This is a genomic window from Thermorhabdus hydrogeniformans (assembly GCF_049310025.1).
Classification (GTDB): Bacteria; Bacillota; Thermosediminibacteria; order Thermosediminibacterales; family Tepidanaerobacteraceae; genus JBJYKD01.
In genome coordinates this window covers 35,605-62,503 of sequence record NZ_JBJYKD010000016.1, presented here as the reverse complement: position 1 = coordinate 62,503, position 26,899 = coordinate 35,605, and the positions used below count along the sequence as shown (strand labels likewise).

Annotated in this window: 21 protein-coding genes, 2 pseudogenes and 1 riboswitch; of the genes and pseudogenes, 2 read left to right on the top strand and 21 right to left on the bottom strand. The window is 43.5% G+C overall.

Annotated features, from left to right (window positions below; genetic code table 11):
• Nucleotides 1-243: 243 nt before the first annotated feature.
• The 4 genes and pseudogenes from ACKX14_RS09425 to ACKX14_RS09410 all read right to left on the bottom strand — a co-directional run.
• Nucleotides 244-495: pseudogene (locus ACKX14_RS09425) on the bottom strand (response regulator); the annotation flags it as partial.
• A gap of 49 nt (nucleotides 496-544) precedes the next feature.
• Complete coding sequence (locus tag ACKX14_RS09420) at nucleotides 545-1,897, bottom strand: glycosyltransferase family 2 protein (RefSeq protein ID WP_422446965.1); 1,353 nt, start codon at nucleotides 1,895-1,897, stop codon at nucleotides 545-547.
• 374 nt (nucleotides 1,898-2,271) lie between these two features.
• Complete coding sequence (gene rlmD, locus ACKX14_RS09415) at nucleotides 2,272-3,645, bottom strand: 23S rRNA (uracil(1939)-C(5))-methyltransferase RlmD (RefSeq protein ID WP_422446963.1); 1,374 nt, start codon at nucleotides 3,643-3,645, stop codon at nucleotides 2,272-2,274.
• 70 nt (nucleotides 3,646-3,715) lie between these two features.
• Nucleotides 3,716-6,886 carry a DEAD/DEAH box helicase gene (locus tag ACKX14_RS09410; protein WP_422446961.1) on the bottom strand — a complete coding sequence of 1,057 codons (3,171 nt, stop codon included), beginning with the start codon at nucleotides 6,884-6,886 and terminating at the stop codon, nucleotides 3,716-3,718.
• Nucleotides 6,887-7,027: 141 nt separating this feature from the next.
• A riboswitch (cyclic di-GMP riboswitch) is annotated at nucleotides 7,028-7,111 on the top strand.
• Between the two features lie 67 nt (nucleotides 7,112-7,178).
• Between ACKX14_RS09410 and ACKX14_RS09405 the strand changes: the two genes are divergently transcribed.
• Entirely contained in the window at nucleotides 7,179-9,149 is a 1,971-nt protein-coding gene (locus ACKX14_RS09405) for a methyl-accepting chemotaxis protein (RefSeq protein ID WP_422446959.1), read from the top strand.
• A 119-nt stretch (nucleotides 9,150-9,268) separates the two neighbouring features.
• On the opposite strand, the gene nifV is transcribed toward ACKX14_RS09405, so the two are convergent.
• From nifV to ACKX14_RS09390, 3 genes are all read right to left on the bottom strand, one after another.
• Nucleotides 9,269-10,423 carry a homocitrate synthase gene (gene nifV, locus ACKX14_RS09400; protein ID WP_422446957.1) on the bottom strand — a complete coding sequence of 385 codons (1,155 nt, stop codon included), beginning with the start codon at nucleotides 10,421-10,423 and terminating at the stop codon, nucleotides 9,269-9,271.
• A 124-nt stretch (nucleotides 10,424-10,547) separates the two neighbouring features.
• Complete coding sequence (gene trmL, locus ACKX14_RS09395) at nucleotides 10,548-11,030, bottom strand: tRNA (uridine(34)/cytosine(34)/5-carboxymethylaminomethyluridine(34)-2'-O)-methyltransferase TrmL (RefSeq protein ID WP_422446955.1); 483 nt, start codon at nucleotides 11,028-11,030, stop codon at nucleotides 10,548-10,550.
• Nucleotides 11,031-11,867: a histidinol-phosphatase HisJ family protein gene (locus ACKX14_RS09390; RefSeq protein ID WP_422446953.1), complete on the bottom strand. Its 837-nt coding sequence runs from the start codon at nucleotides 11,865-11,867 to the stop codon at nucleotides 11,031-11,033.
• A 206-nt stretch (nucleotides 11,868-12,073) separates the two neighbouring features.
• Between ACKX14_RS09390 and ACKX14_RS09385 the strand changes: the two are divergent.
• Nucleotides 12,074-12,427, top strand: a pseudogene (locus tag ACKX14_RS09385) (Uma2 family endonuclease); the annotation flags it as partial.
• Here the strand turns inward: ACKX14_RS09385 and ACKX14_RS09380 are convergent.
• The 14 genes from ACKX14_RS09380 to ACKX14_RS09315 form a co-directional block, all read right to left on the bottom strand.
• Complete coding sequence (locus ACKX14_RS09380; protein WP_422446951.1) at nucleotides 12,368-13,669, bottom strand: Na+/H+ antiporter NhaC family protein; 1,302 nt, start codon at nucleotides 13,667-13,669, stop codon at nucleotides 12,368-12,370. The pseudogene ACKX14_RS09385 and the gene ACKX14_RS09380 overlap by 60 nt on opposite strands.
• Nucleotides 13,670-13,786: 117 nt before the next feature.
• Nucleotides 13,787-14,995, bottom strand: coding sequence for a methionine gamma-lyase (megL, locus tag ACKX14_RS09375; RefSeq protein ID WP_422446949.1), 1,209 nt, complete (start codon nucleotides 14,993-14,995; stop codon nucleotides 13,787-13,789).
• A gap of 210 nt (nucleotides 14,996-15,205) precedes the next feature.
• Nucleotides 15,206-16,732 (bottom strand): sigma-54 interaction domain-containing protein, encoded by a 1,527-nt coding sequence (locus ACKX14_RS09370; protein ID WP_422446971.1) that lies wholly within the window; start codon nucleotides 16,730-16,732, stop codon nucleotides 15,206-15,208.
• Nucleotides 16,733-17,116: 384 nt separating this feature from the next.
• The gene (locus ACKX14_RS09365) at nucleotides 17,117-17,839 is read right to left on the bottom strand and encodes an amino acid ABC transporter ATP-binding protein (RefSeq protein ID WP_422446947.1); all 723 of its coding nucleotides are present in this window, start codon (nucleotides 17,837-17,839) and stop codon (nucleotides 17,117-17,119) included.
• Complete coding sequence (locus ACKX14_RS09360) at nucleotides 17,832-18,494, bottom strand: amino acid ABC transporter permease (RefSeq protein ID WP_422446945.1); 663 nt, start codon at nucleotides 18,492-18,494, stop codon at nucleotides 17,832-17,834. Before ACKX14_RS09360 ends, ACKX14_RS09365 begins: the two co-directional genes overlap by 8 nt.
• Nucleotides 18,495-18,566: 72 nt before the next feature.
• Nucleotides 18,567-19,463 carry a basic amino acid ABC transporter substrate-binding protein gene (locus tag ACKX14_RS09355; protein WP_422446943.1) on the bottom strand — a complete coding sequence of 299 codons (897 nt, stop codon included), beginning with the start codon at nucleotides 19,461-19,463 and terminating at the stop codon, nucleotides 18,567-18,569.
• 220 nt (nucleotides 19,464-19,683) lie between these two features.
• On the bottom strand, nucleotides 19,684-19,989 hold the full coding sequence (locus tag ACKX14_RS09350; RefSeq protein ID WP_422446941.1) for a zinc-ribbon domain containing protein: 306 nt from the start codon (nucleotides 19,987-19,989) through the stop codon (nucleotides 19,684-19,686).
• A 525-nt stretch (nucleotides 19,990-20,514) separates the two neighbouring features.
• Nucleotides 20,515-20,952, bottom strand: coding sequence for a hypothetical protein (locus ACKX14_RS09345; protein WP_422446939.1), 438 nt, complete (start codon nucleotides 20,950-20,952; stop codon nucleotides 20,515-20,517).
• A gap of 181 nt (nucleotides 20,953-21,133) precedes the next feature.
• Entirely contained in the window at nucleotides 21,134-21,844 is a 711-nt protein-coding gene (locus ACKX14_RS09340) for an acylneuraminate cytidylyltransferase family protein (protein WP_422446937.1), read from the bottom strand.
• Between the two features lie 4 nt (nucleotides 21,845-21,848).
• Nucleotides 21,849-22,919, bottom strand: a complete 1,071-nt coding sequence (locus ACKX14_RS09335) for a nucleotidyltransferase family protein (RefSeq protein ID WP_422446935.1) — start codon at nucleotides 22,917-22,919, stop codon at nucleotides 21,849-21,851.
• A 15-nt stretch (nucleotides 22,920-22,934) separates the two neighbouring features.
• Entirely contained in the window at nucleotides 22,935-23,948 is a 1,014-nt protein-coding gene (gene neuB / locus ACKX14_RS09330; protein WP_422446933.1) for an N-acetylneuraminate synthase, read from the bottom strand.
• Nucleotides 23,938-25,140, bottom strand: a complete 1,203-nt coding sequence (neuC, locus tag ACKX14_RS09325) for a UDP-N-acetylglucosamine 2-epimerase (RefSeq protein ID WP_422446931.1) — start codon at nucleotides 25,138-25,140, stop codon at nucleotides 23,938-23,940. The genes neuB and neuC overlap by 11 nt, the downstream gene beginning before the upstream one ends.
• Nucleotides 25,141-25,159: 19 nt before the next feature.
• Entirely contained in the window at nucleotides 25,160-25,792 is a 633-nt protein-coding gene (locus ACKX14_RS09320) for an acetyltransferase (protein ID WP_422446929.1), read from the bottom strand.
• Complete coding sequence (locus ACKX14_RS09315; RefSeq protein WP_422446927.1) at nucleotides 25,789-26,898, bottom strand: LegC family aminotransferase; 1,110 nt, start codon at nucleotides 26,896-26,898, stop codon at nucleotides 25,789-25,791. The genes ACKX14_RS09320 and ACKX14_RS09315 overlap by 4 nt, the downstream gene beginning before the upstream one ends.
• Between the last annotated feature and the right edge of the window lies 1 nt (nucleotide 26,899).

The following is a 26,899-nucleotide window of genomic DNA, read 5'->3' as shown; positions in this document are numbered from 1 at the left end:
TGAAGAGTGCATTTGTCAGATAATGGATTAAACAGTTGACTTAATGTGGAATTTATGGTATCCTTGCCTTGCATTTTGTTGCTCCTTTATATTAGAGATTTGGGCAAGGACTACCCCATATCTCTATTATAAAGGATTTTTTTTAATAGTACAAGGCTTTTCTTGCTTTTTCTTCAGTTTTATTTAATTTTCTTTGCTGTTTTATAGTTGACAAATGAATTTTTTATTTATGCAACGCTAGTGAAATAAAATAGGAATGTCTTTAAACCGCTGTATTATGCGTGCCGCATCTATCCCGTCAATTTTTCCTTCCAGTTCTATATCCATCAGGATGAGATCGGGGCCTTGGCTGCTGCGGGCTTTTTCTACAGCTTCTTCTCCCGTGCGCACCATTTCTGTTTTGTATCCGTATTTACTTAAAATATCTGCCGTTATCTGTGCATTAAGCCTGCTGTCTTCCACAATCAGGATTTTCTTAGGCAAAGATGCATTCATCAATTAATACCTCCGGTTAATTCAATTCATTTCATGGAATAAAAACACATCATTTCCATATTCTACGCATTTTTAAAAGTTCCTGAATATAACCCCAGACTGCAATAGGAGAATGTATTATTTGATAAAATAATAAATAAACAACATACCCTATTCTGTTTTTACGAACTCTCAAATTTAAAAAATCAAAAACATTTTTTTGATATATGTACATTAGCAAAGTCACTAAAAAATTTAAAGGAAGCACAAAAAGAGTGTAAGGTCCTACAATGTAATATTTACCAAAAAATGCTAATATTAGGCCAGGTATCCAAATAAAAGTAAAAGCAATATCTATTAATGGAATTAAAATATCTATGCTGATTAAAAATATGGAAAACAGTCTCTGCTGTTTCCATGGACCTGCAGTTTTCAGTCCCTCAAACATTCCCCGTGCCCAGCGCGATCTCTGTCTTGCGAAGTGTTTTAATTTTCTTGGCACTTCTGTAAAAGCTATTGCTAGGGGTTCAAAATATACTCTGTATCCTTTTTCAAAGAACTTCCATGTTAATACAATGTCTTCGCCTATCGCGTCAGTCCATCCGCCAACCTGCAGCACTACATCTGTCTTATATAGACTAAACGCTCCCTGAGCTACAAGCGTACCCTGGTATAACCCCTGCATTCTTTTTAACGACGCAATCCCCATAAAATAATCCCATTCCTGTATCCTTGTAAGAAGATTGTCTCGACTATTTCTTACAAGTACGTGTCCAGCCACTGCGCAGACATCTGATGGAGAGCTTAAAATCCTTGCCACTATGTTGTTAATAGCCTTCTTATGAAGAATTGTATCCGCGTCGAGAGTTATAAAATATTCTGTTTTTATCGCTTTTAAACCTGTGTTTAGCGCGTGGCATTTACCCGGCTTTGCTTCGAAAAGACATACGCATTTAAGGCCAAATTCTTCTGCCGCATTTTCAGCAATTTGCGATGTTTTATCTGTAGAGTTGTTGTCTACAATAATTACATATATTTGGCCTTTATAATCTTGATTTGCTATATACCGAAGGGTGGTAGTTATTCTCTCTGCTTCGTTCTTTGCGGCTATTAGTATGGTTACTGGGATATCGGGGGTCGGTTTTTTTAATCCAGGTTGTCTGTCTAAAAGAAGACTTACCGTGGTAAACATAACAAGGTAACCCGGTACATACGCAATAAACGTAATGGCAAATAAAGCTAAAGGAAAACCTGTTTCACTTTTTAGTTCCTTCAGCCATGGCATTGAGAGTTTTATAGAAAATATCATCCATAATATCGCTAAAATCTGGGAAACCCAAAATTTGTATATGACAGGTATATATACATTTGTAATTTTATTATAGTGCGGTCGTCTTTTTAAAATATTATTTATCTGCAGCAACTAAAAATTCCTCTCTCTTTTATTTAGGTCTAGAAAGAGTTTGCAAGTTGCTGAACCATTAAAATTACCTGGTAAATATTGTTAAATTTAGACAAATTGTGTTACTTGCTAATATATAATTTGACAAAGTGTCGAAAAATCCTTCTAAATTCCGCCTTCAACATAGTTAAACAAATACTAAAAAACTATAAAAATAAATTGCGAACATACAGCTCATCTTGTGTTTTTATATACCCGTTAGCCTAATATCTATAAACCCCCTTGCCCCTTCTTGATTTCTTTGTTTCTTTGCTATAATTATGAGCTGGCTTATACAATCATTGAAGAAGGCGGCTCAACAGTTGTTGTCATACTGGCCGGCACCCGTGAAAATTTCAGTTGTGTTTTCTTTTAATCGATACCACGCACTCCACGTGATACGTATACGGGAACATGTCCACCGGCTGAACTTTTTCGGTTTTGTAGCCCCGGTCTTCCAGGAACCGGAGATCCCTGGCCAGGGTGGCGGGGTTGCAGGAGACGTAAACCATCCTGCCCGGGGACATTTTTACCGCGGCTTCCAGGAGTTTTTCGTCGCACCCGCGGCGGGGCGGGTCCATGACCACGACATCGGCCATTATGCCTTTTTTTGCAAGTTCCGGCAGGACCTCCTCGGCGGCTCCTTCCAAAAACTCCACATTTTTTATGCCGTTTATTTTAGCATTGTGCCTTGCGTCTTCCACCGCCTGGGGCACCACCTCTATTCCGTAAACTTTTTTTGCCTTCTGGGCCAAAAACAAAGTGATGGTGCCTGTGCCGCAATAGGTGTCGATGACGGTTTCTTTCCCCGTAAGTTCTGCGTATTCCAGAGCTTTATTGTAGAGCACCTCCACCTGAAGGGAATTTACCTGGAAAAAGGAAATCGGGGACAGTCGAAATTTTATGTTTCCGATGCAGTCGTGAATGTAAGGGGGGCCGAAAAGGGTTATATTTTCTTCGCCCATTATGACGTTTGTTTTCTTTTTATTTATGTTTAAAACAAGGCTTTTAAAGCCCGGAACGCCTTCTTTTAAAAGGTCTGCCAGTTCCTGCTGGCGGGGAATTTTATCGCCGTTTATCACCAGGATGACCATGATTTCTCCGGTCCTGCAGCCCACCCTTGTCACCACATGACGCACCAGGCCCCTGTGCGTTATTTCGTTGTAAACGGGCACATTGTACCGCTCTATCCACTCCTTTACTATCCTGGCAATTCTGTTGCTGGCCGGATGCTGTATCATGCAGTTTTCAGACGGAACTATATTGTGAGTGCGCCTTTCGTAAAATCCCAGCACGGCCTGCCCGCTCACCTTCCCCACGGGGTACTGGGCCTTGTTCCTGTATCCCGTGGGGTTTTTGACCCCTATGGTGTCAAAAACATCGGCAGAAATACGGCCTATCCTCTGAAGGCTGTCCTTTACCTTTTCTTTTTTGAATTCCAGCTGGCCTTCATAGGAAAGGTGCTGCAGCATGCAGCCTCCGCAGCGAAAGGCTGCGGGACACTCAGGGTTTATCCTGCGGGGCGATGGCTCGAGGATTTCTTCCACATGAGCTATGGCATAGCTTTTTGCCACTTTGTCTATCCTGGCCAGCACTTTTTCTCCCTTCAGGGCGCCTTCGACGAACACCGCCAGGCCGTCGATCCTCCCGACGCCCTGGCCTTCGTGGGCCATACTTTCAATGGAAATTTGAATTTTTTGACCTGCTTTTAATAAGCCTCCATTATTCACAGTCATGCTCCTTGCATTTTCGATTTAAACCTGTATTCCATTTCAAAAGAATTATCTCATTTAAAAGGAATTAGTTCACCCGAAAAAGTTCCAGGACCTCTTCCTTCGAAAGGGAGTTTATAAAGACCTCGCCTTCTGAAACGATGGAATCCACCAGGTCTTTCTTTTTCTTCTGCAGTTCGTCAATTTTTTCTTCAATGGTGCCGCGGGTTATGAGTCTGAAAACCTGGACATTGTTTTCCTGGCCGATCCTGTACGCCCGGTCGGCGGCCTGTTCTTCCACGGCGGGATTCCACCACGGGTCAAAGTGAATCACCGTATCCGCCGAGGTCAGGTTCAGGCCCACTCCCCCCGCCTTGAGCGAAAGTAAAAACACCTGCCCGGCGCCGTTGTTGAAATCATCCACTATCTTCTTTCTTTCCGAAACGCCGGTGCTCCCGTCCAGATATGCATACCTTATATTCATCTTCTCCAGATTTTTTTTAATCAATGAGAGCATTGACGTAAACTGGGAAAATATGAGAACCCTGTGGCCGCCCTCTACCAGTCCTTCCAGCAGTTCTTCCAAAAGCTCCATTTTCCCGCTGGAGCCCCTGTAGTTTTCGATGAATACCCCCGGATGGCAGCATATCTGCCTGAGCCTGAGCAGCCCGGAGAATATGTGCATCCTGCTTTTTTCAAAACCTTCCCGCTCTATTTTTTCTTCTATTTCGCCTTTTATTTTCATGAGATATGAAAGGTACAGTTTTTTCTGCTGGGGCGTTAGGTCAACTTTCAGGGTGGTCTCTATTTTCTCCGGAAGTTCTTTTAATACCTCTTTTTTAGTCCTCCTTAATACAAAAGGCGATATGAGCTTTCTCAGTTCCTGGAGGGCGCCGTCGTCCCCGTTCAGTATGGGCTTTTGATAATTTTCATTGAATTTTTTATAAGAATACAGATAGCCTGGCATGATAAAGTCAAAAATAGACCACAATTCGGCCGGAGAGTTTTCCATGGGGGTTCCGGTCAGAGCGAATCTGGCATGGGAATTAATTTTTTTAACGGATCTGGCGTTGAGAGACTCGAAATTCTTTATATGCTGGGCTTCATCCAGCACCACACAATAAAAAGAATGTGAAGAGTAAAGGTCCACGTCATTTCTCAGCAGCGGATATGAGGTTATGGCCACGTCGCATTCGTCCAGCTTTTTTATCATTTTCCTCCTTTCGGCCACCGTGCCGGATATCACCGTCGTCTTAAGCTGCGGGGCAAATTTTGCTATTTCATTTTCCCAGTTGTAGATAAGGGTTGAGGGCGTTACAATGAGAGATGTGCGCGGTCTCGCCCCTGATTCCTTTGCCGAAAGCAAAAAGGCTATCGCCTGAAGTGTCTTGCCGAGGCCCATGTCATCTGCCAGCACCCCGCCAAGGCCGTGATCCGCCAGGATCTTGAGCCACTTAAATCCCGTGATCTGATATTCTCTGAGTATCCCGGCAAGGCTTGCGGGAGGATTTATCTCCAGACTCCGGGAATTTACGATGTCATCTATGACCTTTTCAAATGTTTCCATGTGTTCAAGGGGCGGCGAAACCCGGCCGCGGTTCTTCCCCAGAAAGCCCATTACCCTGTATTTTGAAATGCTGACTGCGTTTTGCTTTATATCCTCTTTCGGTACATCTTCCAGAAGACCGGCCAGATTTTTAATTTTTTCATCTTCAAGAGAGAGGAAAGAACCGTTTTTTAATTTGTAGTATTTCTTTTTTTCCCTTATTGAGCGCAATATTTCGCCAGCGGTCTTGCGGTCAATGCCCTCAAAATCCACATCTATTTCCAGCAGGTTTCCGCCCAGGGATCTTATCGAAGATTTTATTTTAGGAGTTTTTGTTGAAAAAAGGTGCTTTACGTCGGCGGAATAAAGCACGTCCCCCATTTCGGCAAGGTGCGGCAGTGCGTCTTTTATGAAGGCGTAAAGATTGTCGTCATCCTGAAGGACCAATTTGCCCTTCTCTTTCAAAAAGCCGCTGTCGTCCAGCAGTTTCAATATGTACTGTTCCTTCTCGTAATCTCTTATGATGAAACCGTCGTCGCCGCTGAACGGATCAATCTCTCTGTCCCCGTAAATAAATTTTATATCTGCGGCGATTCCCTTCTTGAAGCCGTCAATACGCATACTCAGCCTCAGCGGTCTCTTGACGAACATATCCTTGAGGTCTGCGGCAATTTCCACGCATTGGCTTTTTTCCAGGCGCGGCAGCACCGAAATCAGCTTTTTCTGATTTTCACCGGTAAATTTCAACCCGTTGTTTCCTCTTATCAAAAGCCCTTTGAAAAACGGATAAGCCGGGTCTTCCGTGTCGAGTATATAAATTCTGGCGTCTTTCAAAATTACCCGACATTCCCGGTCCAGTGGCTTACCTATGGGTTCTGCCGCCTTTACGGCAATGCCGTCTCCCAATTTTTCGATCATTACGCCGCAGGGCGGCCTGTGAAGCTCAAAAGTCACCGGGCCCTCCTCAGGTGCCGTCATGTAAACGGTTCTTCCTCCCATAGCCGACGCTATTTTTTTCAAATAGGTCATATTGAGGTTTACGTATCTGTCGCTGAGAAGTATTTTTGGCGGTGATCCATACCTGGCAAGACTTCGCTCTATTTCATACATTTCTTTAATCACACGGAATACCTCACGGTCTTCCGGCGAGAAGTCGTGGAGTAAAGGATGGAATTTTAACATTTTGCCAAACTCAGAAGGCACGCCTCTTGCGGTTTTTTCGAGGAATTCTCTTACGTTTTTTAATACATACATGCGTTCGATACCAAGCCGCATCTCCATCCTCGCCATAAAGCCATACATTTCATTTTGAAAAAACTCTATGCGGTAATCGACCTTTACCTCCTGCTTTTTTTCAGGAGTTTTCGAAAGCAGTTCTTTTAAAACCTCGGCTTCAACATCGTTTTTTTCAACAGGGGATGTGTTTTTTTGTTGTACTCCGTTCTCCATTATATGGCATATGGTTGCAATGATATGTTTACATGCCCCTTCGTATTGCATATAGGCAGGACACGTACAATGAAAGCTCTCTAAAATTTTGCCTCTTAAATACAGAATGACTTGATAATCTCTTTGCCCCCTTACAAGGGCATATATTTTGTCACGGTCAACATAAATCCTTCTTACAGCCCCCGCTTTATAATACTCGAGGCCCTTATTTACCGTTTCAGCCGGGGCCAGCCTAAGAAGGACACTGTGTTCAGCGGTTTGCACTATCAATTCCTCCAGCTTCTCAATAGTCAAAAATCCTAAATTAACAATATAAATCGCACAATTTCATTATACTTTTATTAAAACCATCTTTCAACTTCGGTTGCAGTTAGTGGCAAAATTTGATATAATTGGACAAAAATATTTGTTTTTTGGCAAACTCCCCGAAAGGGGCGGGCGCAAAGCTATGGGCCTAAGGCTTTACGCTATGGCTGCCAGGCTGCACCATTCATTGGTTCAACGCCCGAAAGGGCTTTTTTATTGTCTCACCAAAATTTCAAAGGGGGTCTTGCTTTTGAATAAAAGTTTAAAAACACGCCTCGCCGTCTTTCTGATAGTAATGGCACTGGTCCCGCTGATTGTAATGGGCGTAATTGTAAACTACTTCTCAAAATCGGCCATGGAAAGGGAAATCGAGGAAAAAGTCAGCATTATTGTGGATAATCTGAATGACAATATAGACTTATTCGTGGAACAGAACAAAAATCTCGTTACTTTCCTGGCCACCACGAAAGTGGTAAGGACCATGGACGAGTCGCAGATCACTCCCTTCCTCTACGATATGACCCAGCAAAACCCGCAAATATTGAGGATATACATTGCGGACACGGCAGGTAAAGTTTTTGCGGTTCCTTTTGCCAGTTTTCCAGACAACTACGATGTAAAAAAGGAATCATGGTATACGGAGGCCATCTCCGGCAATAAAACTTACATATCCAACGTTAGAATAGACCCTACATCAGGCAATTTTATAATATCCATTTCAAATTCCATTTTATCCGATACGGGACAAACGATAGGCGTCCTTAACGCCGATATTTCCCTGGTCAGCCTTACGAAAATCGTCATGAACATGAAAATCGGGCAAAAAGGCTACGCCTATATCACCGATGTGGATGGAACGGTTATAGCCCACAAGGAATATAAAGTTGTAAAGGCGCGGGAAAACCTCTCCAAATTTGACTTCGTAAAACAGGCCCTGGCCGGAAAGCGCGGTTTCGCAGTTTATTCCTACGACGGAGAACGCAAATTTGTCGCTTACGGCCGCCAGAAAACCACAGGGTGGGGCATTTTCGTCCAGCAGCCTGTGGATGAAGCCTTCGCCCATACGAACAATGTCACCAGAACCATTTACATAACCGCCATCTTCATGGCCGTGCTGAGCCTTGCGGTGGGACTTTTGATAGGCCGCTACATAGCAACTCCCATAAGCCGGCTGGTTAAAGTCACCAAGAGCGTTGCGGAAGGCAATCTGTCCGAAACCGTAAACATCAAGGATTCAACGGAAATCGGCACCCTCGCGTCATCCTTCAATTTCATGATAACAAATCTTAAAAACCTTGTTCAGGAAGTAATGAAGGCGGCCGAAAGCATGTCTGCATCGGCCGAGGAACTGGCTTCCGGAGCCGAACAGAGCAAGCAGTCCACCCAGCAGGTAGCGGGAGCCATTGAGCAGATAGCCGCCGGCGCCAATGAACAAGCCAAAAAGCTTGCCGAAATATCCGAGATAGTCAACCAGCTGGTGGTCTCCAACGGCAAAGTCGAGGAAAACGCTCAGTCAACGGCGGAGTCGGCCCAAGAAATGGTAAAAAGCGCCAGAGACGGCCAGCAGAAGATACAGATTGCGACAGAAAAGATGGGTTCCATTAAATCATCGGTGGACCGCTCCAACAAAATCATGGAGGAACTTGATAAAAAGGTCCGGGAAATTGGCAACATATCCACCATCATCCGGGAAATTGTAGACCAGACAAACCTCCTGGCTCTCAACGCATCCATCGAAGCGGCCCGGGCCGGGGAGCACGGCCGAGGATTTGCGGTGGTGGCCGGCGAAGTGCGAAAACTGGCGGAACAGTCGGGAGAGGCAGCCAAGCAGATAGCCGATATAGTCAAGCAGATCCAGACGAGCAGCAAATTTGCAGTCACCGCCATGGCCGAAAGCATTCGGGAAGTGGACGAGGGGCAGGACCTCATTATGGATATCAACGAAAAAATAAATGAAATAATAAAGGATATTGATATGGCCGCGCAGCGTTCCAGGGAAATCTCAAGCGAGCTTACGGCCCAGTATACCCACGTGGAAAACATACTGGAAATGATTCAAAACATATCCAGTATATCGCAGGAAACCGCCGCCGGCACCGAGGAGGTTTCCGCTTCCTCCGAAGAGCAGACGGCCACCATGGAAAATGTAGCCGCTTCTGCCCAGGAACTGGCCAGACTGGCGGAAAATTTGACGGCTCTTGTCAACCGCTTCAAGGTCTAAGACCAAGCCAAAAAAGAAAAGGGGAGCCCCGATTGCTACGGTGGGCTCCCTTTTGTGCTGTACCATTTTTTCAATTTATTTTTTTATCGTATCGTTACATTTTTGCCGCTGCAGGTTTTCTACCCCGCCTTTTCCCGTAATCGCTCGATGTGCCTGTAAATCGAAATAAGCTCCCGGTCGAGAAGCGGCCTTTTGAGCGCCACAGCCGTACCCCGCACCTCTTTCAATATATCCTTCGCCGTCTCTTCATCAATAAAAATGCCGTATTCCTGCAATTTGGCTTTTATGGAGGCCGTCCCCGAATGCTTCCCGATTATAATTTTCCTTTCAAGCCCCAGCTCGGCCGGATTCAGAAATTCATATGTCGATGGGTCTTTTATCACACCGTCTGCATGTATACCCGACTCATGTGCAAATATGTTGTCACCGACTATAGTCTTATTTACCGAAAGGGGGCGCCCCGACGCCCTGGCAACGTACTCGCAGAGTTCCTTTAATAAAGAAGTTTTTATCCCGACTTCATAGCCCATGGCATATTTCAAAGCCATGGCCACTTCTTCCAGCGGCGCATTCCCCGCCCTTTCACCCAGGCCGTTGACGGTAACCCCCACATAGGTCGCACCGGCCTCGAGCCCTGCCAGAGCGTTTGCCGTGGCCATCCCCAGGTCGTTGTGCGTATGCATTTCTACGGGGATGCCGGCTTTTTCCACGAGCTCGCCGACCATCCTGGCGGTCTTAAAAGGATTCAAAATCCCCAGGGTATCGCAAAACCGAAGGCGATCGGCCCCGGCCTTTTTGGCTTCCCGGGCGAATTTTACCAGGAATTCCATATCTGTCCTGGAGGCGTCTTCGGCGTTTACAGAGACGTAGACCCCCTGACTCTTTGCAAATTCCGTGCATTTTGCCATCTGCTCCAGAACCCACTCCCGGCTCTTTTTCAATTTGTTCTTTATGTGGATATCCGATGTGGAGATAGAAATGGCCACCGCGTCAACGCCGCAGTCCAGGGACTCCTTTATATCCTCTATGTTCGCCCTGTTCCATGCCATTATGCTGGCCGAAAGGCCGGCTTTGACTATGGATTTTATGGCTTCCCTTTCATCGCCGCCCATGGCGGGGATGCCCGCTTCGAGCTGGTCTATGCCGAGTTCATCCAGCATCCTGGCGATTTCAAGTTTCTCGTGGTTGGCAAATACGACTCCCGCCGTTTGTTCCCCGTCTCTCAATGTGGTGTCCACAATTTTTACTGTCCTGCCCAAAAAACTTGCAGTCATTGTGAATACCTCCCGCGCTATGTATTATTGTATACGATTATACTAGTATAATTGCTTTCTGTCAATACACAACAAAAAAATCTCCTAAAAAATATAATTCAGGAGATTTTGAGACGATTTTACATCATTTTTTGGATGGCCCCTGTATTTTCAAACCTCGAAAACCGTTCTGCCTTAAAGCTTCATATACGACTATGGCCACCGAATTGGAAAGGTTCAGCGAACGGGCGTCATCCACCATGGGGATTCTCACGCACCTTTCGCGGTGGGCATTCAAAAGTTCCTGAGGGAGGCCGGCTGTCTCCTTGCCAAAAACCAGATAACACCCGGGTTCATATGTCACGTCGGCATAACATTTTTTGGCCTTAGTGGTGAGAAAATACATGGATGCGCCGGGATTTTTTTCTACAAATTCCCGATAATTCTCGTAATACCTGACATCCACCAGCGGCCAGTAGTCAAGGCCCGCCCTTTTTAAATACCTGTCGTCCAGAGAAAAGCCCAGCGGACCGACCAGATGCAGGACGCAGCCCGTTGCGGCGCATGTCCTTGCTATATTGCCGGTATTTTGCGGTATCTCCGGCTCCACCAGCACCACATTGAACATTTAAACCTCAACCTCACTCAAGCGGCTTACCATCTTTTTTCTCCTGTGAAAGTAAAATAATCTATCATATCCATACCCCTTCAAAAATTCCAGGGCTTTGTCAAAGTCCCTCCCCACATCTTCCGGTTCATGGGCGTCGGAGTTTATCAAAAGCTGGACATCATACTCCTTAAAATATTCCATCATCAGGGGCGACGGGTACAGTTCACCCGCCGGTTTTCTGAGTCCCGCAGTGCTTACTTCGGCGCATATATCTTTTTCTTTCAGAGCCCGTGCCACTTCCGCATAAATGCCCCCCATGTCCCGGCGCGCCCTGTGGCCGAAAACCTTTATCACATCCGGATGGGCGATGCAGTCGAAGATGCCGGACCTTACGGCCTTCAATAAAACGTCAAAATACTCTTCATAAGTTCGGTCAACATCCCGCCGTTCCCATTCATCAAAGAGGTCGGGGTTGTCAAAGCCAAAATCCCCCAGCCAGTGGACGGCACCCAGCACATAGTCAAAGGGATAGCGGTTTACAAACTCACGGATCTCCTCCTCATATTCCGGGATATAGTCCATCTCTATCCCCAGCTTCACGGGAAACCCAAGGCTTTTGGCCTTTTCCACTATATCGATGTATTCCTCAATATCCTCCGTGGCTTCCGAAGCCGCCCATCGGCCCCTGTAGCCTGAGCTCCTGTAAATGTCCCCTGCCTGGACGAACCTGTGGCCGTGCTCGGAAAAGCCTATTTCAATCACGCCTTTTTTGCGGCCCTCGTCCAGAAATCTCTTCATCCATTCGACGGTATACGGTCCCCGCTCCAGGTGGACATGATAGTCTCGATACTGCATGCGGTCCTCTCCCAATAGTTGTGATTCTCCTTCTTTTCATAGTTTCTTCTCAAGAACCACGTATAATTGGTTCTCCCCCATAGTTGTGATTCTTATTCAAAATATAGAAAGTCGTTACGGGTGATTGCGGCGGCCCGGCACCCAACCCAGCATAATGGTATAGCTTTATTATAGCATAGAATGCAAATCTTTACTTTATTCTTTTTGTTAAATTCTGTGACAGTTCAAAGCTGGATGAAAAAGGCTGCAGGGGGGCTCCGGATCTTATCATCGAAATAACGTCACCTTCCACGTCAAAAAAAGACATGATATTTAAACTTTCCCTTTACGAGAAGGCCGGCGTCAAAGAATACTGGATTGTCTGGCCGGAGGGGAAAACGGTCATGGTTTTTAAGCTGAGCGAAAACGGAAAATACGGCCGTCCGGAAGTATACTCCGACGAGGATACCGTCAAAGTCGGCATATTTAAGGATTTTGAAATAGATATGAAAAATGAAAAATTATCGAGCGGCGCTCTTTACTTTCGGAAATCCCAGGCCGATGGCGATGAGTGCCATTAGGCCCAGCAGATAGGGATAATATAGTGTCGGCATTATCTCTATGGGAGAAAGTTTTGATATACTTCCAGCCAGCAGCAGTTGAGCGCCATAAGGGATGATGCCCTGCCATACACAGGAAAATATGTCCAGCATACTGGCGCTGCGCCTGGGGTCCACGCCGTTTTCGTCGGATATCTTTTTGGCCATGGGACCGGTTATGACTATGGCCACCGTGTTGTTGGCCGTGCAGATGTCCGCCACGGATACCAGGGCGCCTATGCCAAGTTCCGCTCCTTTTACGTTCTTAATCCTGCGGCTTATTACATCCAGCAGGTAATCTATACCTCCCTCTCTGGTTATCAACGCCGCCAAACCCCCGATTAAAAGTGAAAGGATGAAAATCTCCTGCATGGAACCAAAACCCTCATATATCTTCTGAGTAAACCCGATAAAAGTAAAGCTGCCGTCGGCCAGGCCTATGACGCCCGCCAGTAAAGTTCCTATGATTAAGACCAGAAAGACGCTCATTCCCAAAAGCGCAAGTATTAAAACCGCAAGGTAGGGGAGTATTTTCAACACATTGTATTGAAGGGAGGCGGGTACCTGACCGCTCTCGCCGAAAATTATCATAACTATTATAGTCAGGATGGCGGCCGGCAGGGCTATCTTGAAATTCATTATAAACTTGTCTTTCATGGCGCAGCCCTGGGTTCTGGTAGCGGCTATGGTCGTATCTGAAATCATTGAAAGGTTGTCCCCGAACATGGCCCCTCCCACCACGGCTCCTACCGCCACGGCCAGCGGGAGGTGAGCTTTTACCGCCATGTCCGTCGCAATCGGAGCCACCGCGGCGATGGTGCCCATGGAAGTACCCATGGCGGTGGCTACAAAAGCCGCTATGATAAATATTCCGGGGAGTATTAGACCTGGCGGTATGATGGAAAGGCCGAAATTAACGGTAGAATCCACACCGCCCATGGCTTTGGCCACAGTGGAAAATCCTCCCGCCAGAAGGTAAATCATGCACATGATGACGATGTTGCTCTCACCGACGCCTTTAACAAAGGTATCCATTTTTTCGTCAATACTTCCTTTTCCGATAATAAAAGCTATTATGATACCCACCATTGCTGCCACCGGCGAGGGAAGCTGGTAAAAGGCAAAATCCACTCCTTTTAAATTGAAATAAATGCCCGTCCCCAAAAATAATGCCAGAAATACAGCCAGAGGTAAAAGAGCCACAGGGTTTTTTCTATGTTCCATACAGATCCCCCTTTTATTTATTTGGGGAATTGCCGGCGGTTTTTAAAACTTGACCGGCAATTCCTGAAAATTTTTTTCTTTATTTTAATTGATGTACATGCCTGCTTAATTTTTTCCTTATCGTTTTATCGCAACTGTCTCTTCAACTTTCTTTAAAGCCTGGTCCAGATCGGCGATAATATCCTCCACGTCTTCGATACCCACCGAAAGCCGTACAAGCCCATCAGTGATGCCGGCCTTCAACCTTTCCTCCGGCGGCACCGGCGAGTGAGTCATCGATGCGGGATGCTCAATAAGCGAATCCACACAACCAAGACTTACGGCCAGCGTTATCAATTTCACACTGTTCATCAAAACCTTGCCGGCTTCAAGGCCGCCTTTCACCTCAAAGCATATCATGCCACCAAATCCGTCCATCTGCCTTGCCGCCAGCTGGTGCTGGGGGTGGGATTTAAGTCCGGGATAGTAAACTCTTTCGATTACGGGATGCCCTTCCAGATATTCGGCCACTTTCATGGCGTTCTGGCAATGGCGCTCCATCCTAACGCCCAGAGTTTTCAGGCCCCGGAGCAGCAGCCAGGCGTCAAAGGGCGATATAATGCCGCCAAAATCCTTCAAATACGGTATCCGCATGGTATCCAGCAGTTCTTTCGGCCCCACTATAATACCGGCTACCACATCTCCATGGCCGCCGATGTATTTTGTGGCGCTGTGAACCACCACATCGGCACCGTACTCGATGGGCCTCTGCAGATAGGGTGACATAAAGGTGTTATCCACCACAAGTCGCGCACCGTGCCTGTGGGCGATATCCGCCGCACCTTCAAGGTCCACCAGTTTGAGAGTGGGGTTGGCGGGAGTTTCCACATAAACGACTTTTGTATTTGGCTTCATGGCCTTTTCTATATTTGAAAGGTTAGAAGTATCCACCAGAGTAACTTCCACCCCGTATTGTGGCAGCAACTCACTGATGAGGCTGTGGGTGCAACCGTAAAGTGTGTCTCCGCCCACAATGTGATCGCCCTTTTTCAAAAGGGATAGCAGCACCGTTGAAATGGCGGCCATGCCCGAAGCCGTGGCAATGGCGGCTTCCCCGCATTCAAGTGCGGCCATTTTTTCCTCCAGTTCAGCCTCTGTTGGGTTTCCCAGTCGTGTGTAAATGTATCCCCGCTCTTCTCCAGCAAATCTCCGGGCTCCCTGGTCTACATCTTTAAATACAAATGTGGAAGTCTGGTATATGGGAGTCACATGGGCTCCAGTCACAGGGCACGGTTTTTGCCCCGCATGAATGGCTTTTGTATTAAACTTCATTTTTCTTATATCCATAAATTTGAACCCCCCGAGGATTTTAATTTACTTGTTGCTATTTTTGAAAAAGCAAAAACTGTGCCACGTGCTTTGCGGCCGAATTTCGGGGGATATGGTAAATATTCTTACCGCATTTTAGGCTGGAAATGGTCAAATTATTTACCATCGGTATATTTTTTAACCACCGGACAAAAAAAATGTGTTCCTCTGCGATGCCTTTAGATCCTGTTAGACTTCACTCAGGTTTATTCCATACTCCCTAATCTTGTTAATGATTGTGGCGTGGGAAACCCCCAGCGCTCTGGCGGCCTTTCTTATGCTCCCGCACCTTTTTAAAGTCTCGCTGATAGCCCTCTTTTCTGTCTCGGCTACCAGGTCTTTCAGCTTTTTCTGGTGGTGGTTCTCTCTTTCACCGGCATCCAGTGAAGACCCGAATTCTTCCTCCCTTAAGATGAGGTGTCTTGATTCTATCCTGCCATTACACAGGTTCATGGCCCTCTCGATCACATTGGAAAGCTCCCTGATGTTCCCCGGCCAGTCGTAATTCATAAGTTTTTCCAGCGCTTCATCACTTATGCCTTCCACCTTTTTGTTCATCTTCTGGGAAAGCTTTTCTATAAAATGCCGGGCGAGGATTGGAATATCTTCTTTCCTTTCACGGAGGGGCGGTAGTATGATCGGTATCACATTCAGCCTGTAGTAAAGGTCGTCCCTGAACTGGCCTGACTTCATAAGTTTTTCCAGGTCCCGGTTGGTGGCGGCAATTACACGGACATCCACAGGAATCTCCTCATCGGCCCCTACCCTTCTTATCCTGCCCTCCTGGAGGACTCTGAGCAGTTTTACCTGGAGGTGCGGTGAAAGTTCACCTATCTCATCGAGAAAAATCGTGCCTTTGTCGGCATATTTAAAAAGCCCCTGCTTACCACCTTTTTTTGCTCCGGTAAAAGCGCCTTCCTCGTAGCCGAACAGCTCGCTTTCAAGCAGGGTATCCGGCAGAGCGGCGCAGTTGACCGGAACAAAGGGCCTGTCTCTGCGGGGGCTCGCCATGTGAATGGAACGGGCGAAAAGCTCCTTGCCGGTGCCGCTTTCCCCGCGAATGAGTACGGTGGAATTCCCCCTGGCCACTATGCTTGCCATCTCCTTCACCCTCTTTATCTTTTCGCTCTCGCCGATTATCTCATCAAAAGTTATCATGGGAGGCCGGGTAAAGGAATACACCAGATCCATAACCCTTTCTATATCTTGCAGTGAAGCCACCGCCCCGATGGGATTTCCCTCTTCATCGAGAATCGGCCGTCCTGATGTAATGTAATGGCTACGCGTGGTCTCGGTGTTCAGAATAATCTCTTCGTTATCGTAACTTTCACCCGTGGCAATTGTCTTTAGCACTGGCAGGTCCGGTGCGAGAAGTTCGGCTATATTTTTCCCCAGGGCATCTTTAGCCTTTATCTTGAGAATCTTTTCGGCAGCAGGGTTAAAAGTGGTAATAACGCCTTCCCTGTCTACGGCTATTATGCCTTCACCGGCTGCATCCAGCACGGCTTTAATATGTTTTTCCCTTTTTTCCTGGGGAAGCAGTTCTATCTCCTGCACATTTTTTACGTCCGGCTCTTTCAAAAGCTGTTCTTTCAAAAAGTCAAGATCCACATCGGCTTTTCTCTCCATCTTTATGCACACAAGTCCCGGCCCCACTTCCATGGCTTTCAGGTTCACGCCGTACCTGTATAGCACTTTCAGGACATCCAAGGCCATACCCACCCGGTCACGGGTAATAACCCTTATGCGCACCGTTTCATTCAATTTTATCACCCGCTTTTCAAATACGGCTATACTTAATCCCCGATTCCACAATATATTATACTATATTAATCATTTCATTTGGGATGGGTAATTATGTCTCTGCAGCAAAAGCACAGCTTTCTTCCGCTGCCTTTAACCATCTCAGGAACAGCTTAAGTTTCTGCATAAAAATCGAAAATAAATTGCGGAAGCATTTAAATAAGGAACAAAATTAAAGAGCCCGGAAGTATCGGGCTCTGAATAAAAATTATTTTGAGGGGGAGACTATATAATATTAATCTATTCTGGATTAATTTAATCTGTATTAATATAATTAAAATTAATTATTATAGAAAGCTAAAGTATTTTGCTCAAAAACTCCTTTGTCCTTAAATTTTGCGGACTGTTGTATATTTCTTCCGGGGACCCCTCTTCCAGTATCCTTCCCTCATCCATGAACATAACCCTGTCCGCCACTTCTCTTGCAAATCCCATCTCATGGGTTACCACCACCATGGTCATTCCGTCTTTTGCCAGGTCTTTCATGACATCCAGCACTTCCTTTATCATCTCCGGGTCCAGGGCCGATGTGGGCTCGTCGAAAAGCATTACCTTTGGGTTCATGGCAAGGGCTCTGGCTATGGCCACCCTCTGTTTCTGGCCTCCAGAAAGCTGTGAAGGAAAGCTGCGGGCCTTGTCGGCAAGCCCCACCCTGTTCAAAAGCTCCATGGCCTTTTCTTCGGCTTCTTTAGGGTTTTCCTTCTTTACTTTAACAGGAGCAAGGGTGACATTTTCCAGCACCGTCTTATGGGGAAAAAGGTTGAAATGCTGAAAAACCATGCCCACATCCTGGCGGAGTTTATTTATATTGGTGGCCGGGTCCATGAGGTTTTTCCCTTCAATGTAAACCTCACCTCTGGTGGGCCGCTCCAGCAGGTTCAGACATCTTAAAAAGGTGCTTTTTCCGGAGCCGCTGGGGCCTATTATCACCACCACTTCCCCCTTATCTACCCTGCCGTTGATGCCTTTCAATACTTCAAGAGGGCCGAAGCTTTTATGCAGATCTTTAACTTCAATCACTTATCTTCAGCCTCCCCTCAATAAAATTCAAAATCTGAGTGAAGCCCATTGTCATGATAAGATAGAAAGCCGCCACCGTAATCAGCGGTTCAAAAGGTTTGTAAGTTATGCTGCCGACTATCTGACCCCTCCGGGTAAGTTCCTGAAATCCTATGGCCGTCGCCATGGAAGAATTTTTAAGAAGCGTCACGAATTCGTTTCCCAGCGGCGGAATCATCTTTTTAAAGGCCTGGGGGAGTATAACGTATCGCATCGCCTGTCCGTAGCTCATCCCCAGCGATCTTGCGGCCTCCATCTGCCCCCTGTCTACCGCCTGGATGCCGCCCCTGATGATTTCGGCCACATAGCCGCCGCTGTTAATGCCCAGGGCCAGCACGGCCGCCGGGTATTCGGGGATATCAAAGCCGATTATCTGCGGCAGCCCGTAGTAGAATATGAGGATCTGCACCATGAGCGGCGTCCCGCGGATTACTTCCACATAAGCCGAGCAGACGCATCTTATGACGGGATTTTTCGACATCTTGCCCATTCCTACAAAAAGGCCGATGATGATTCCCATGAGCACGGCGAGTGCGGTTATTTTGATGGTGACAAGGGCACCCTCTGCAAAAAAACCGAGGTAATTTTCTATTATGAAGCCAAAATTTAAATCCATTTTCCGGCAGTTTCTCCTCTCAAAGCTGCGGGGGCCCCATGAGCCCCCCCTTACAATCACATATTCTGAATCTTATTTGTTTTCAACGGGTTTAAAATCTATAAACCATTTTTTGACCAGCTTATCGTATTCACCGCTGTCCTTTAAATCCTTTATAACCTTATTTACCACTTTCAGAAGTTCGGTATCTTCTTTCCTGACGGGGATTCCGTTTTGTTCGGAGTTCAGCCTCTCTCCCACAATTTCAAGGTCGGGATTCTCCGCGGTGTAAGCCTTGGCCACCACCTCGCCCACTATGATGGCGTCCACCCGCTTGTTTTTGAGTTCCAGCACGGCTTCGGTGACAAGGTCAAACTGCTTCAGCTTTGCACCCTCTATCTTTTTGGCCTCTTCCTCGCCGGTGGTGCTTATCTGCACACCTATCTTTTTGCCTTTTAAGTCTTCCTTGCTTTTTATGCCGCTCCCCTTATATGTCACTATCTGCTGGCCGCCGTCAAAATACGGATCGGAGAAATTCACACTTTTTTTGCGCTCTTCGGTTATGGTAAAAGCCGCTATGGCAAGGTCAACTTTTTTGGAAAGCAGAGCCGGAAGGACGCTGTCAAAGGCCATATCCTTTATATCAAGCTGGACTCCCAGTTCCTTTGCAATGGCATTGGCTATATCGATGTCGAAGCCTTTAATCTCGTCTTTGCCTCCAGAAAGGTCGTGGAACTCATACGGAGGGTAGTCGGCGCTGGTGGCAATCACCAGTTTACCCGAACTTTTGATTTTATCGACGATGCTTTCCTGCTGCGGGGCACCTTGATTACCACTTCCGGAATTTTGTTGGGCCGAAGCCTCCTGCTGTTGATTTGAAGCTTCCGGCTTCTGTCCGGATGTGGCCGCAGGCTTGCCGCAACCCGCCAGTATGCCCGCGGCAATTATTACTATCAGTGCCAGAATAAATATTTTTTTCAGGCTGAACATAATATTACCTCCTGAAGCGTAAAGCGCTCAAATTATGTATTATTATACATTAATGCGTATGTTTTTTCAATACCCCGGACGGCTCTTCTGGAAAAGTTTTTGTAAATGAAAATGAGCCGCGTAAACTTCGCAAGGATATGCCGCAGGCTTTTTGAAGGGCTTTGTAAAAAATAAAAAAAATAAAAAGCCCGGCAAAGCCGGACTTTATATTCCCTTTTTGTTAACCGTTCAGGGCCATGCGGTGATTCTGGTAACAAGCGCTGCAGTATACGGGTCTATCGTTTCTGGGCTTAAAGGGAACCTGTGTGGGCGCTCCGCAGTCGGCGCAAACCGCATCGTACATCTGCCTGCTCTGCTTTCTTGCGCCGCCGTCGCTCATCCTCTTCTTGCGAGCATCTCGGCAAGCCTTGCAGCGGGTGGGTTCATTTTCAAAACCCTTTTCTGCATAAAATTCCTGCTCGCCCGCGGTAAAGGTGAACTCCTTCCCACAATCTTTACAAACCAATACTTTGTCCTGGAATGCCATTAAAAAAACCCCTCACTTTGAAAATTGATTTTTTGGCACTTCCTTAGCTGACCTGGTCTTTCCCCAAAGACGCCGCATACTGCAGGTGGAACGCCACCCTTGGGAGTCGCTTCGCCTACGGCCCTGGCATCGACTTTCAACCACAGACCTAAGTTATGCCTACTATATTATACATTGATCTGTCAAAAAAAGCAAGAAAAATTCTGAGCTAGAGTGCGTCAAGTGGTTTTTTATTTTTAAAAAAGCCGGATGACATTTTTATTTATTGAAGATTGACCTAGATATGAAACCTTTAAAAGGCAGATAGATTAAAACTGTAAGATATTGTAGAGATTAAATTCATTTTACAAAAATCTAATAAAAACCTTACAATATACCATCAAACCATCGGTTTTTATATATGGCAAAACGTCTGAAAATCCTGCTGCCATTTGGCGTGCGGCTCCGCATTGTGGTCATGTTTAACTCCACAGTTTACAGTTAGGAACATATACTATGAATATGAAAAAATGCAGCACAGAGTGCTTATTTTTTCGTATCTATAAAACCGCCACCGGTGAAAGGTATTTGTGTAATATAGTTTTTAAATGCCTTATGTGATTTTTGAAGATTTATTATGTTTTCCTGAATAGTATTTTTAATTTTTATGGCATATCTCTGGTTTTCTTCATCTACATTTTTTATATTATTCAAACACGCGATTATTTCCCTGTAAATCTCTCCGGCTTCTCCCTTATCACTGCGCAAATATTCCATTATATTGATACTCCCCCCTGCGCCTGCAAGCTTTCGGCCGCACTTATCAAACCGTTCCATCAGCCCTGCAGAAGATGCATATATGTCCGCCACCATCTCGGTATCCTCCTGCCGCAGCACCAGATAGGCTTTTTCAGAGTTCTCCAGCATTTTTTTTAGAATTTTCAGCTGCTCCTTCAGTATTTCCATCACTTTTTCGCTGTCCACAATTTACACCTGCCTTTAATAAACTCCGTTTTAAAATAATAATCCGAATCCCCAATTTTTTATATATTGACTTTTTGTATCATTTTCTCGCTCTCTTCACTATTTTCTGGGAATTATATATTTTGCAAAGTTAATATCACAATCATTTTAAAATAACATGAACTGACTATGGATAACTCCTTTACCGCAGGCTTTCTTTATTCTCCAATATAAATTCTGCAAACTTAAAGTCAAAAACATCATCTATGTCGATAGATCTCATCTTCGGCATTATGTAAGCATAGGTTTTGGGACCATACCATGTATTACTTTTTTTAATAAAATCCCACCTGCTCAAATATATTGCTCCATTTATTCTATAATAAACAGGCAACTGTTGGCGATTGATATTTTGTAATTCAGGTCTGATAAAATTAGCCATACATAAGTCTTTGGGCAAAGTATTAACCAAGAACGGATTATAATCTACTTCACAGACTGACACTATTGCTTCCGCCTTGCGCTTTAACATTAACTCACAGGAGGATAATATATCTTCAACAGCTCTTAAAGGACTTGTAGGCTGTAAATACATTAACCAGTCAAAAATCATGTCATTTTGCTCTAACCACCTCATAGCATGATGAATTACATCAATGCTTTTTGCACCATCCGAAGCAAGTTCTGCCGGTCTTATAAAAGGTACTTGCGCTCCAGCTTTTTTTGCCAGTTCAGCTATCTCTCTCCCATCAGTGGAAACTAATATATAATCAAAAATCTCACTTTTTTGAGCTACTTCAATGGTATATGTAATTAAAGGCTTACCTGCCAAGCTTTTTATATTTTTCCCCGGAATTCCTTTAGACCCTGCCCGAGCTGGAATTATTGCCAATATTTTTTTATCTTGATACATATTATCACCTAGTTTTTCCCTCAATAAATCTAAGCGTTTGACGGTATTCTTCCCACTGTCCTACATCAAACCATTTCCCATGATAAGGGTATACACCAATTTTTAAACCATTGTTTTGGGCTCTTGCAATCAAATTTGTCATGTCAATAGATTCATTTAAAGAAATTAAATCTAAAACTTCAGGTTCAATTATGTATACACCTGTATTTACTAAAAAATGAAATTTAGGTTTTTCTTCTATGGCCTGAAAACTTCCTTTATCTATCTTTAAAACTCCATATGGTACAGTAAAATCCCGTAAAGCTCCAATTATAGTTATACTAAACTTTTTTTCCTTATGATATGCCAAAACATCAGTATAATCTGCTTCAACAATAATATCACAATTCGTTAAAATAAAGCTTTGTTTCTCTACCCCTTTTAATAATGCCAAAGATCCGGCAGTTCCCAATGGTTTATCTTCTTGAATATAATTTATTTTGTAAGGTTTTTGGTTGTTCTCTTTAAAGTACAGTTTTATTATCTCGGCTTTATATCCTAAAGACAATGTAAAATTTGAAAATCCCTGATTATAAAATTTGTCCATAATAACTTCTATAATAGGCTTATCGCCAAGTGGAATCATCGGTTTGGGAAGTATTCTGGTAAAGGGATCAAGTCTGGTACCTTCACCTCCTGCCATAATAACAACATTTTGTGATTTAGGTACCAATTTGTTATCAAATAGGTCAAACCATAGAATAATATCTTGTACCCGATTCAAGTCATCCACTAAAGGTATATGTCGTATACTATTCTTAATCATCATTTTTTTTGCTTCTTCTTTAGTAGCACAACTTATTTTTAATACTTTCGGATTTGGATGCATAATTTCTTTGACATACGTATCTAAACTTCTTCCTTTAATTAAAGCACGTCGCATGTCACCATCAGTGATTATACCTAAAATCGATCTTTCATTATTTACCACAATTAATACCTGCATGCCAGCGTTCTCCATTTTCGTTAAAACGTCTAATAGCTTTTCTTCCGGAAAAACCAAAATATCTTCCAATTTTTCTTTATGCCAGTTCAAGACATATCCCCTCTTTTAAATCATATCCCACGTTATTACATCATCTTTTTTTATTAAACATTTAGCTTTCCTACCCAAGACAGTGTCAATAAACATTGGCGAAATCCCGGTACCCGGTCGTTTTACAACTATATTCTCCTCGGTCAATATTTCCCCTTGTTTTATATCTCTTGCTGCTACTATACTTCTCCTAACAATTGGTATAATTTTCTGTTCACTTTCAGTCGGGATTTTAATGCCATTGCCCAGACTTTTTTCTACTTCCCTAATGGCTTTGACCATTTCTTTAAATTCTTCTGGCTCCAAAGAAGCTTTATGATCGGGACCGGCCATATTTTTGTCCAAAGTAAAATGTTTTTCAATTACTTTTGCTCCTAAAGCAACGGCTGCTATTGGAATATTAATTCCTCTTGTATGATCAGAGTAACCAACCATTAGGTTAAAAGCATGCTTCATAGTAATCATAGCTAGAAGGTTTACTTCTTCCACAGGAGTGGGATAATTAGTAGTGCAGTGAAGTAAAATTATTTCTTCTGTGCCTGAATTTTTTAAAATATTTACGGCGTTTTCAACTTCACCTAACGTGGACATACCTGTGGACAAAATTACCGGTTTTTTAGTTCTACCTACTTTTTTTAAATATGGGAGATTTGTAATTTCCCCTGAAGGTATTTTTATATATGGTACATCTATTCTTACTAGAAAATCAATACTTTGTAAATCAAAAGGCGAAGATAAAAACATTATTTTTTTTTCATCACAATATCTTTTAATCTTTACAAAATCATCATAAGTCAGTTCTAAATTTTTTATCATTTTATACTGGCTTTCAGACGTTGATGGCATATTAATTTTTTGATATTCGGCCTTTGGTGCATTAACCGTCACAACTTTTTCAGATACAAACGTTTGAAATTTTATAGCGTTAGCACCTGATTTAATTGCTTCATCTACCATTCTTTTTGCAGTTTCGATGTTACCATTATGATTTACCCCGGCTTCGGCGATAATAAAGACATTATTGAACATTAAATGCTTCCCTCTCTTTCGGTTCGGGAAAATCCAATCGTTTTTCAAGTAGTTTTTTATCTAATACTGTTTCTTCCAAAATTTTTACTATTCTTTTACTTGCATTACCGTCTTTGAAAGGGTCATAGGGGTTAACTGTAAAGGGTAGCTTTTCAATAAATTCTTTATCAAAAAGAATTTTATTAAGCCCTTTTATTATTTCATCAACATCTAATTTTACATCTATTACACTTGAAGCCCTTATTCTGCCTTTTTGCCTTTCACCGATATTTAGTGTTGGAACACAGAAGCTAGGCGCCTCTATTAACCCGCTAGAAGAGTTTCCTACAACCGCTCTGCAAATCTTCATCAAACCTAGATAAGCTTTTGACCCTAAACTCTCAAATAAAAATACATTGGAATGGTTTTGTGCATATTGTTTCCATGCATATATTATATCTTTATAGCCTGCTTCAACGCCAGGAAATGTTATTACTTGTTGATAATCAGAAAAATACTTTAAAGCATTTATTAAAATCTCTATTTGACTTGCGGGATCTTTTTCTGAAAGTAAACTTTCAGGATGGTATGTAATCAGCAATATGGGCTTATTCAAATCTATCCCCAAAGCAAGTTTTAATTGGAGAGGTGTCATATATGACGAATTGCGTATATTTTCAACACTCAATGAACCTGTTACATGAATGCGCCATGCCTCTTCTCCCATCTGCCTGATGGCCCAACCGTATTCCATCGTAGAAGGAAAATGAAGATGAGCCATTTTGGTCAATGCATGACGAATTTGTTCATCTATTGCTCCTTCAGTAGATTCTCCTCCACATATATGAACTATTGGCACTCTTTGTATCACAGCACAAGTGGCCGGTGCTAAAAGCTCATAACGGTCTCCCAGCAATATCAACATGTCCGGCTTTTCCCTTTCAAAGATACTGGATAATTCCAGTATGGCTATACCAACGGATTTTGAAAGTGCTTCTCGTGTATCTTCCATTAATATATGAGTTATTTTCTCAGTTATCGTGAAACCATCATCTGTTATTTCAGAAACAGTATAACCTTTTTCTTTTAATAAATGGTCTCCTGCCACTACTAATAAAAGATTTAGATGTGGACTTTCTTTTATCCTCTTTAATAGTGGTTTCAAAAGTCCATAATCGGCTCTTGTAGAAGTAAATACCATTATTTTTTTCATAATTTTTAACCCTTCCAGATCACTTAAGTTCTCTGGCCGGATTTCCGACTACTTTTGAATTTGATTTTAAATTCTTTGTTACTACTGCTCCGGCACCTACTATAGTATCTTCATCTATTGATATGCCTGGAAGAATACACGCTCCCGCCCCAATATAAGCTCTTTTGGCTATTTTAACGCCCCCGCATAATATGGCTCCCGGACCTATTTGAGCAGAATCTTCAATTATGCAGTCATGCTCCACAACAGCTCCAGTGTTTATGATTACATTAGTGCCTATTTTAGTTCCTGGATTAATTATAACTCCAGGCATTATTACTGTCGCCTCTTCTATACTTACATCTTTTGAGATTAAACATGATTTATGTCTTAAAACTGGAAATTGAAAACCCATGCTTTTAATTTTTTGATATAGATTCTGCCTGTATAGATTACTTATTCCTCCCACACCCATGGCTGCACATTTTACATTACCAAAAATATTTTTTAAATCATCATCACTTCCAATGTAATGAATACCGTATTCTTTTAAAGTATTGTCTTTTTTTAAATCAGTACAACCGAAAATCTCATAAATCCCCATGGAATCTATTATTTCAACTACAACTTTTGCATGGCCGCCAGCGCCAATAATTACTATTGGCAATCTCATAAAATCACCCTTTTTAAACAGTGACAAGTATACTTTATATCTTTTTCAGTAAGAAATGTAGCGCTGGGTAAATTAATCCCTCTTGAATACAATTTAAATGCTATGGGACATAACGGAAAACTAAACCCTTTATAACAGGGCTGCATGTATATAGGTTTAAAAAGCGGCCTGGTCTGAATACCGTCGCACTTCAAATCATTGATAATTTCTATTCTGCTCTTATATTTTTCATCCAAAATTACAGAAAATAACCACCAGTTAGAACTGGCTTCAGGTATTTCTTGTTGCCATGTAATCCCTGGAATATCGTTTAATTCCTGTTTATATATTTCGGCATTTTTTACTTTTGCGCTCAGAAATTCAGGTAGTCTTTTAAGCTGTGCCAGGCCCAAAGCTGCCTGGAGGTTAGTAAGTCTATAATTGTATCCTATTTCTATATGTTCATACTCAATAATTCCCGATTCTCTTCCTTGATTTACAATTAGTCTTGCTTTTCTGGCAATTAACTCATCATCGGTTACCAGCATACCTCCTCCACCAGTGGTAATTATCTTATTTCCATTAAAGCTAAAAACTCCTATGTCACCAAAGGTCCCCATATATTTTCCATTTAGTTTAGATCCCAAAGCCTCACTAGCATCTTCAATAACATGTAGATTATATTTTCTGGCTATTTTAATAATCTCAATCATATTTGCTGGATTGCCATACAGGTGCACCGGAATTATTGCTTTTGTCCTCGGAGTTACCGCTTTTTTAATGGCTTCCGGATCTATATTCCATGTAACAGGGTCTACATCTACTACCACAGGCGTAGCACCAACATAAATCACAGGGTTTACTGAAGCTATAAACGTCAAGGCTGGAACTATTACTTCATCTCCTGGGCCAATAGAAAGTAGCATTAAAGCCAAATGCAAAGCCATAGTACCATTGGCTGTAGCAACTGCATATTTTGCCCCAACGCAATTGGCAAATTCCTCTTCAAATTTTTTAACAAGTGGCCCTGATGTAGATACATATCCACTTTCTATTGCTTTTACAACATATTCTTTTTCAAGTTCACCAAGATTCGGCCAATCTAAAGGAATTTTTATACCTATCATT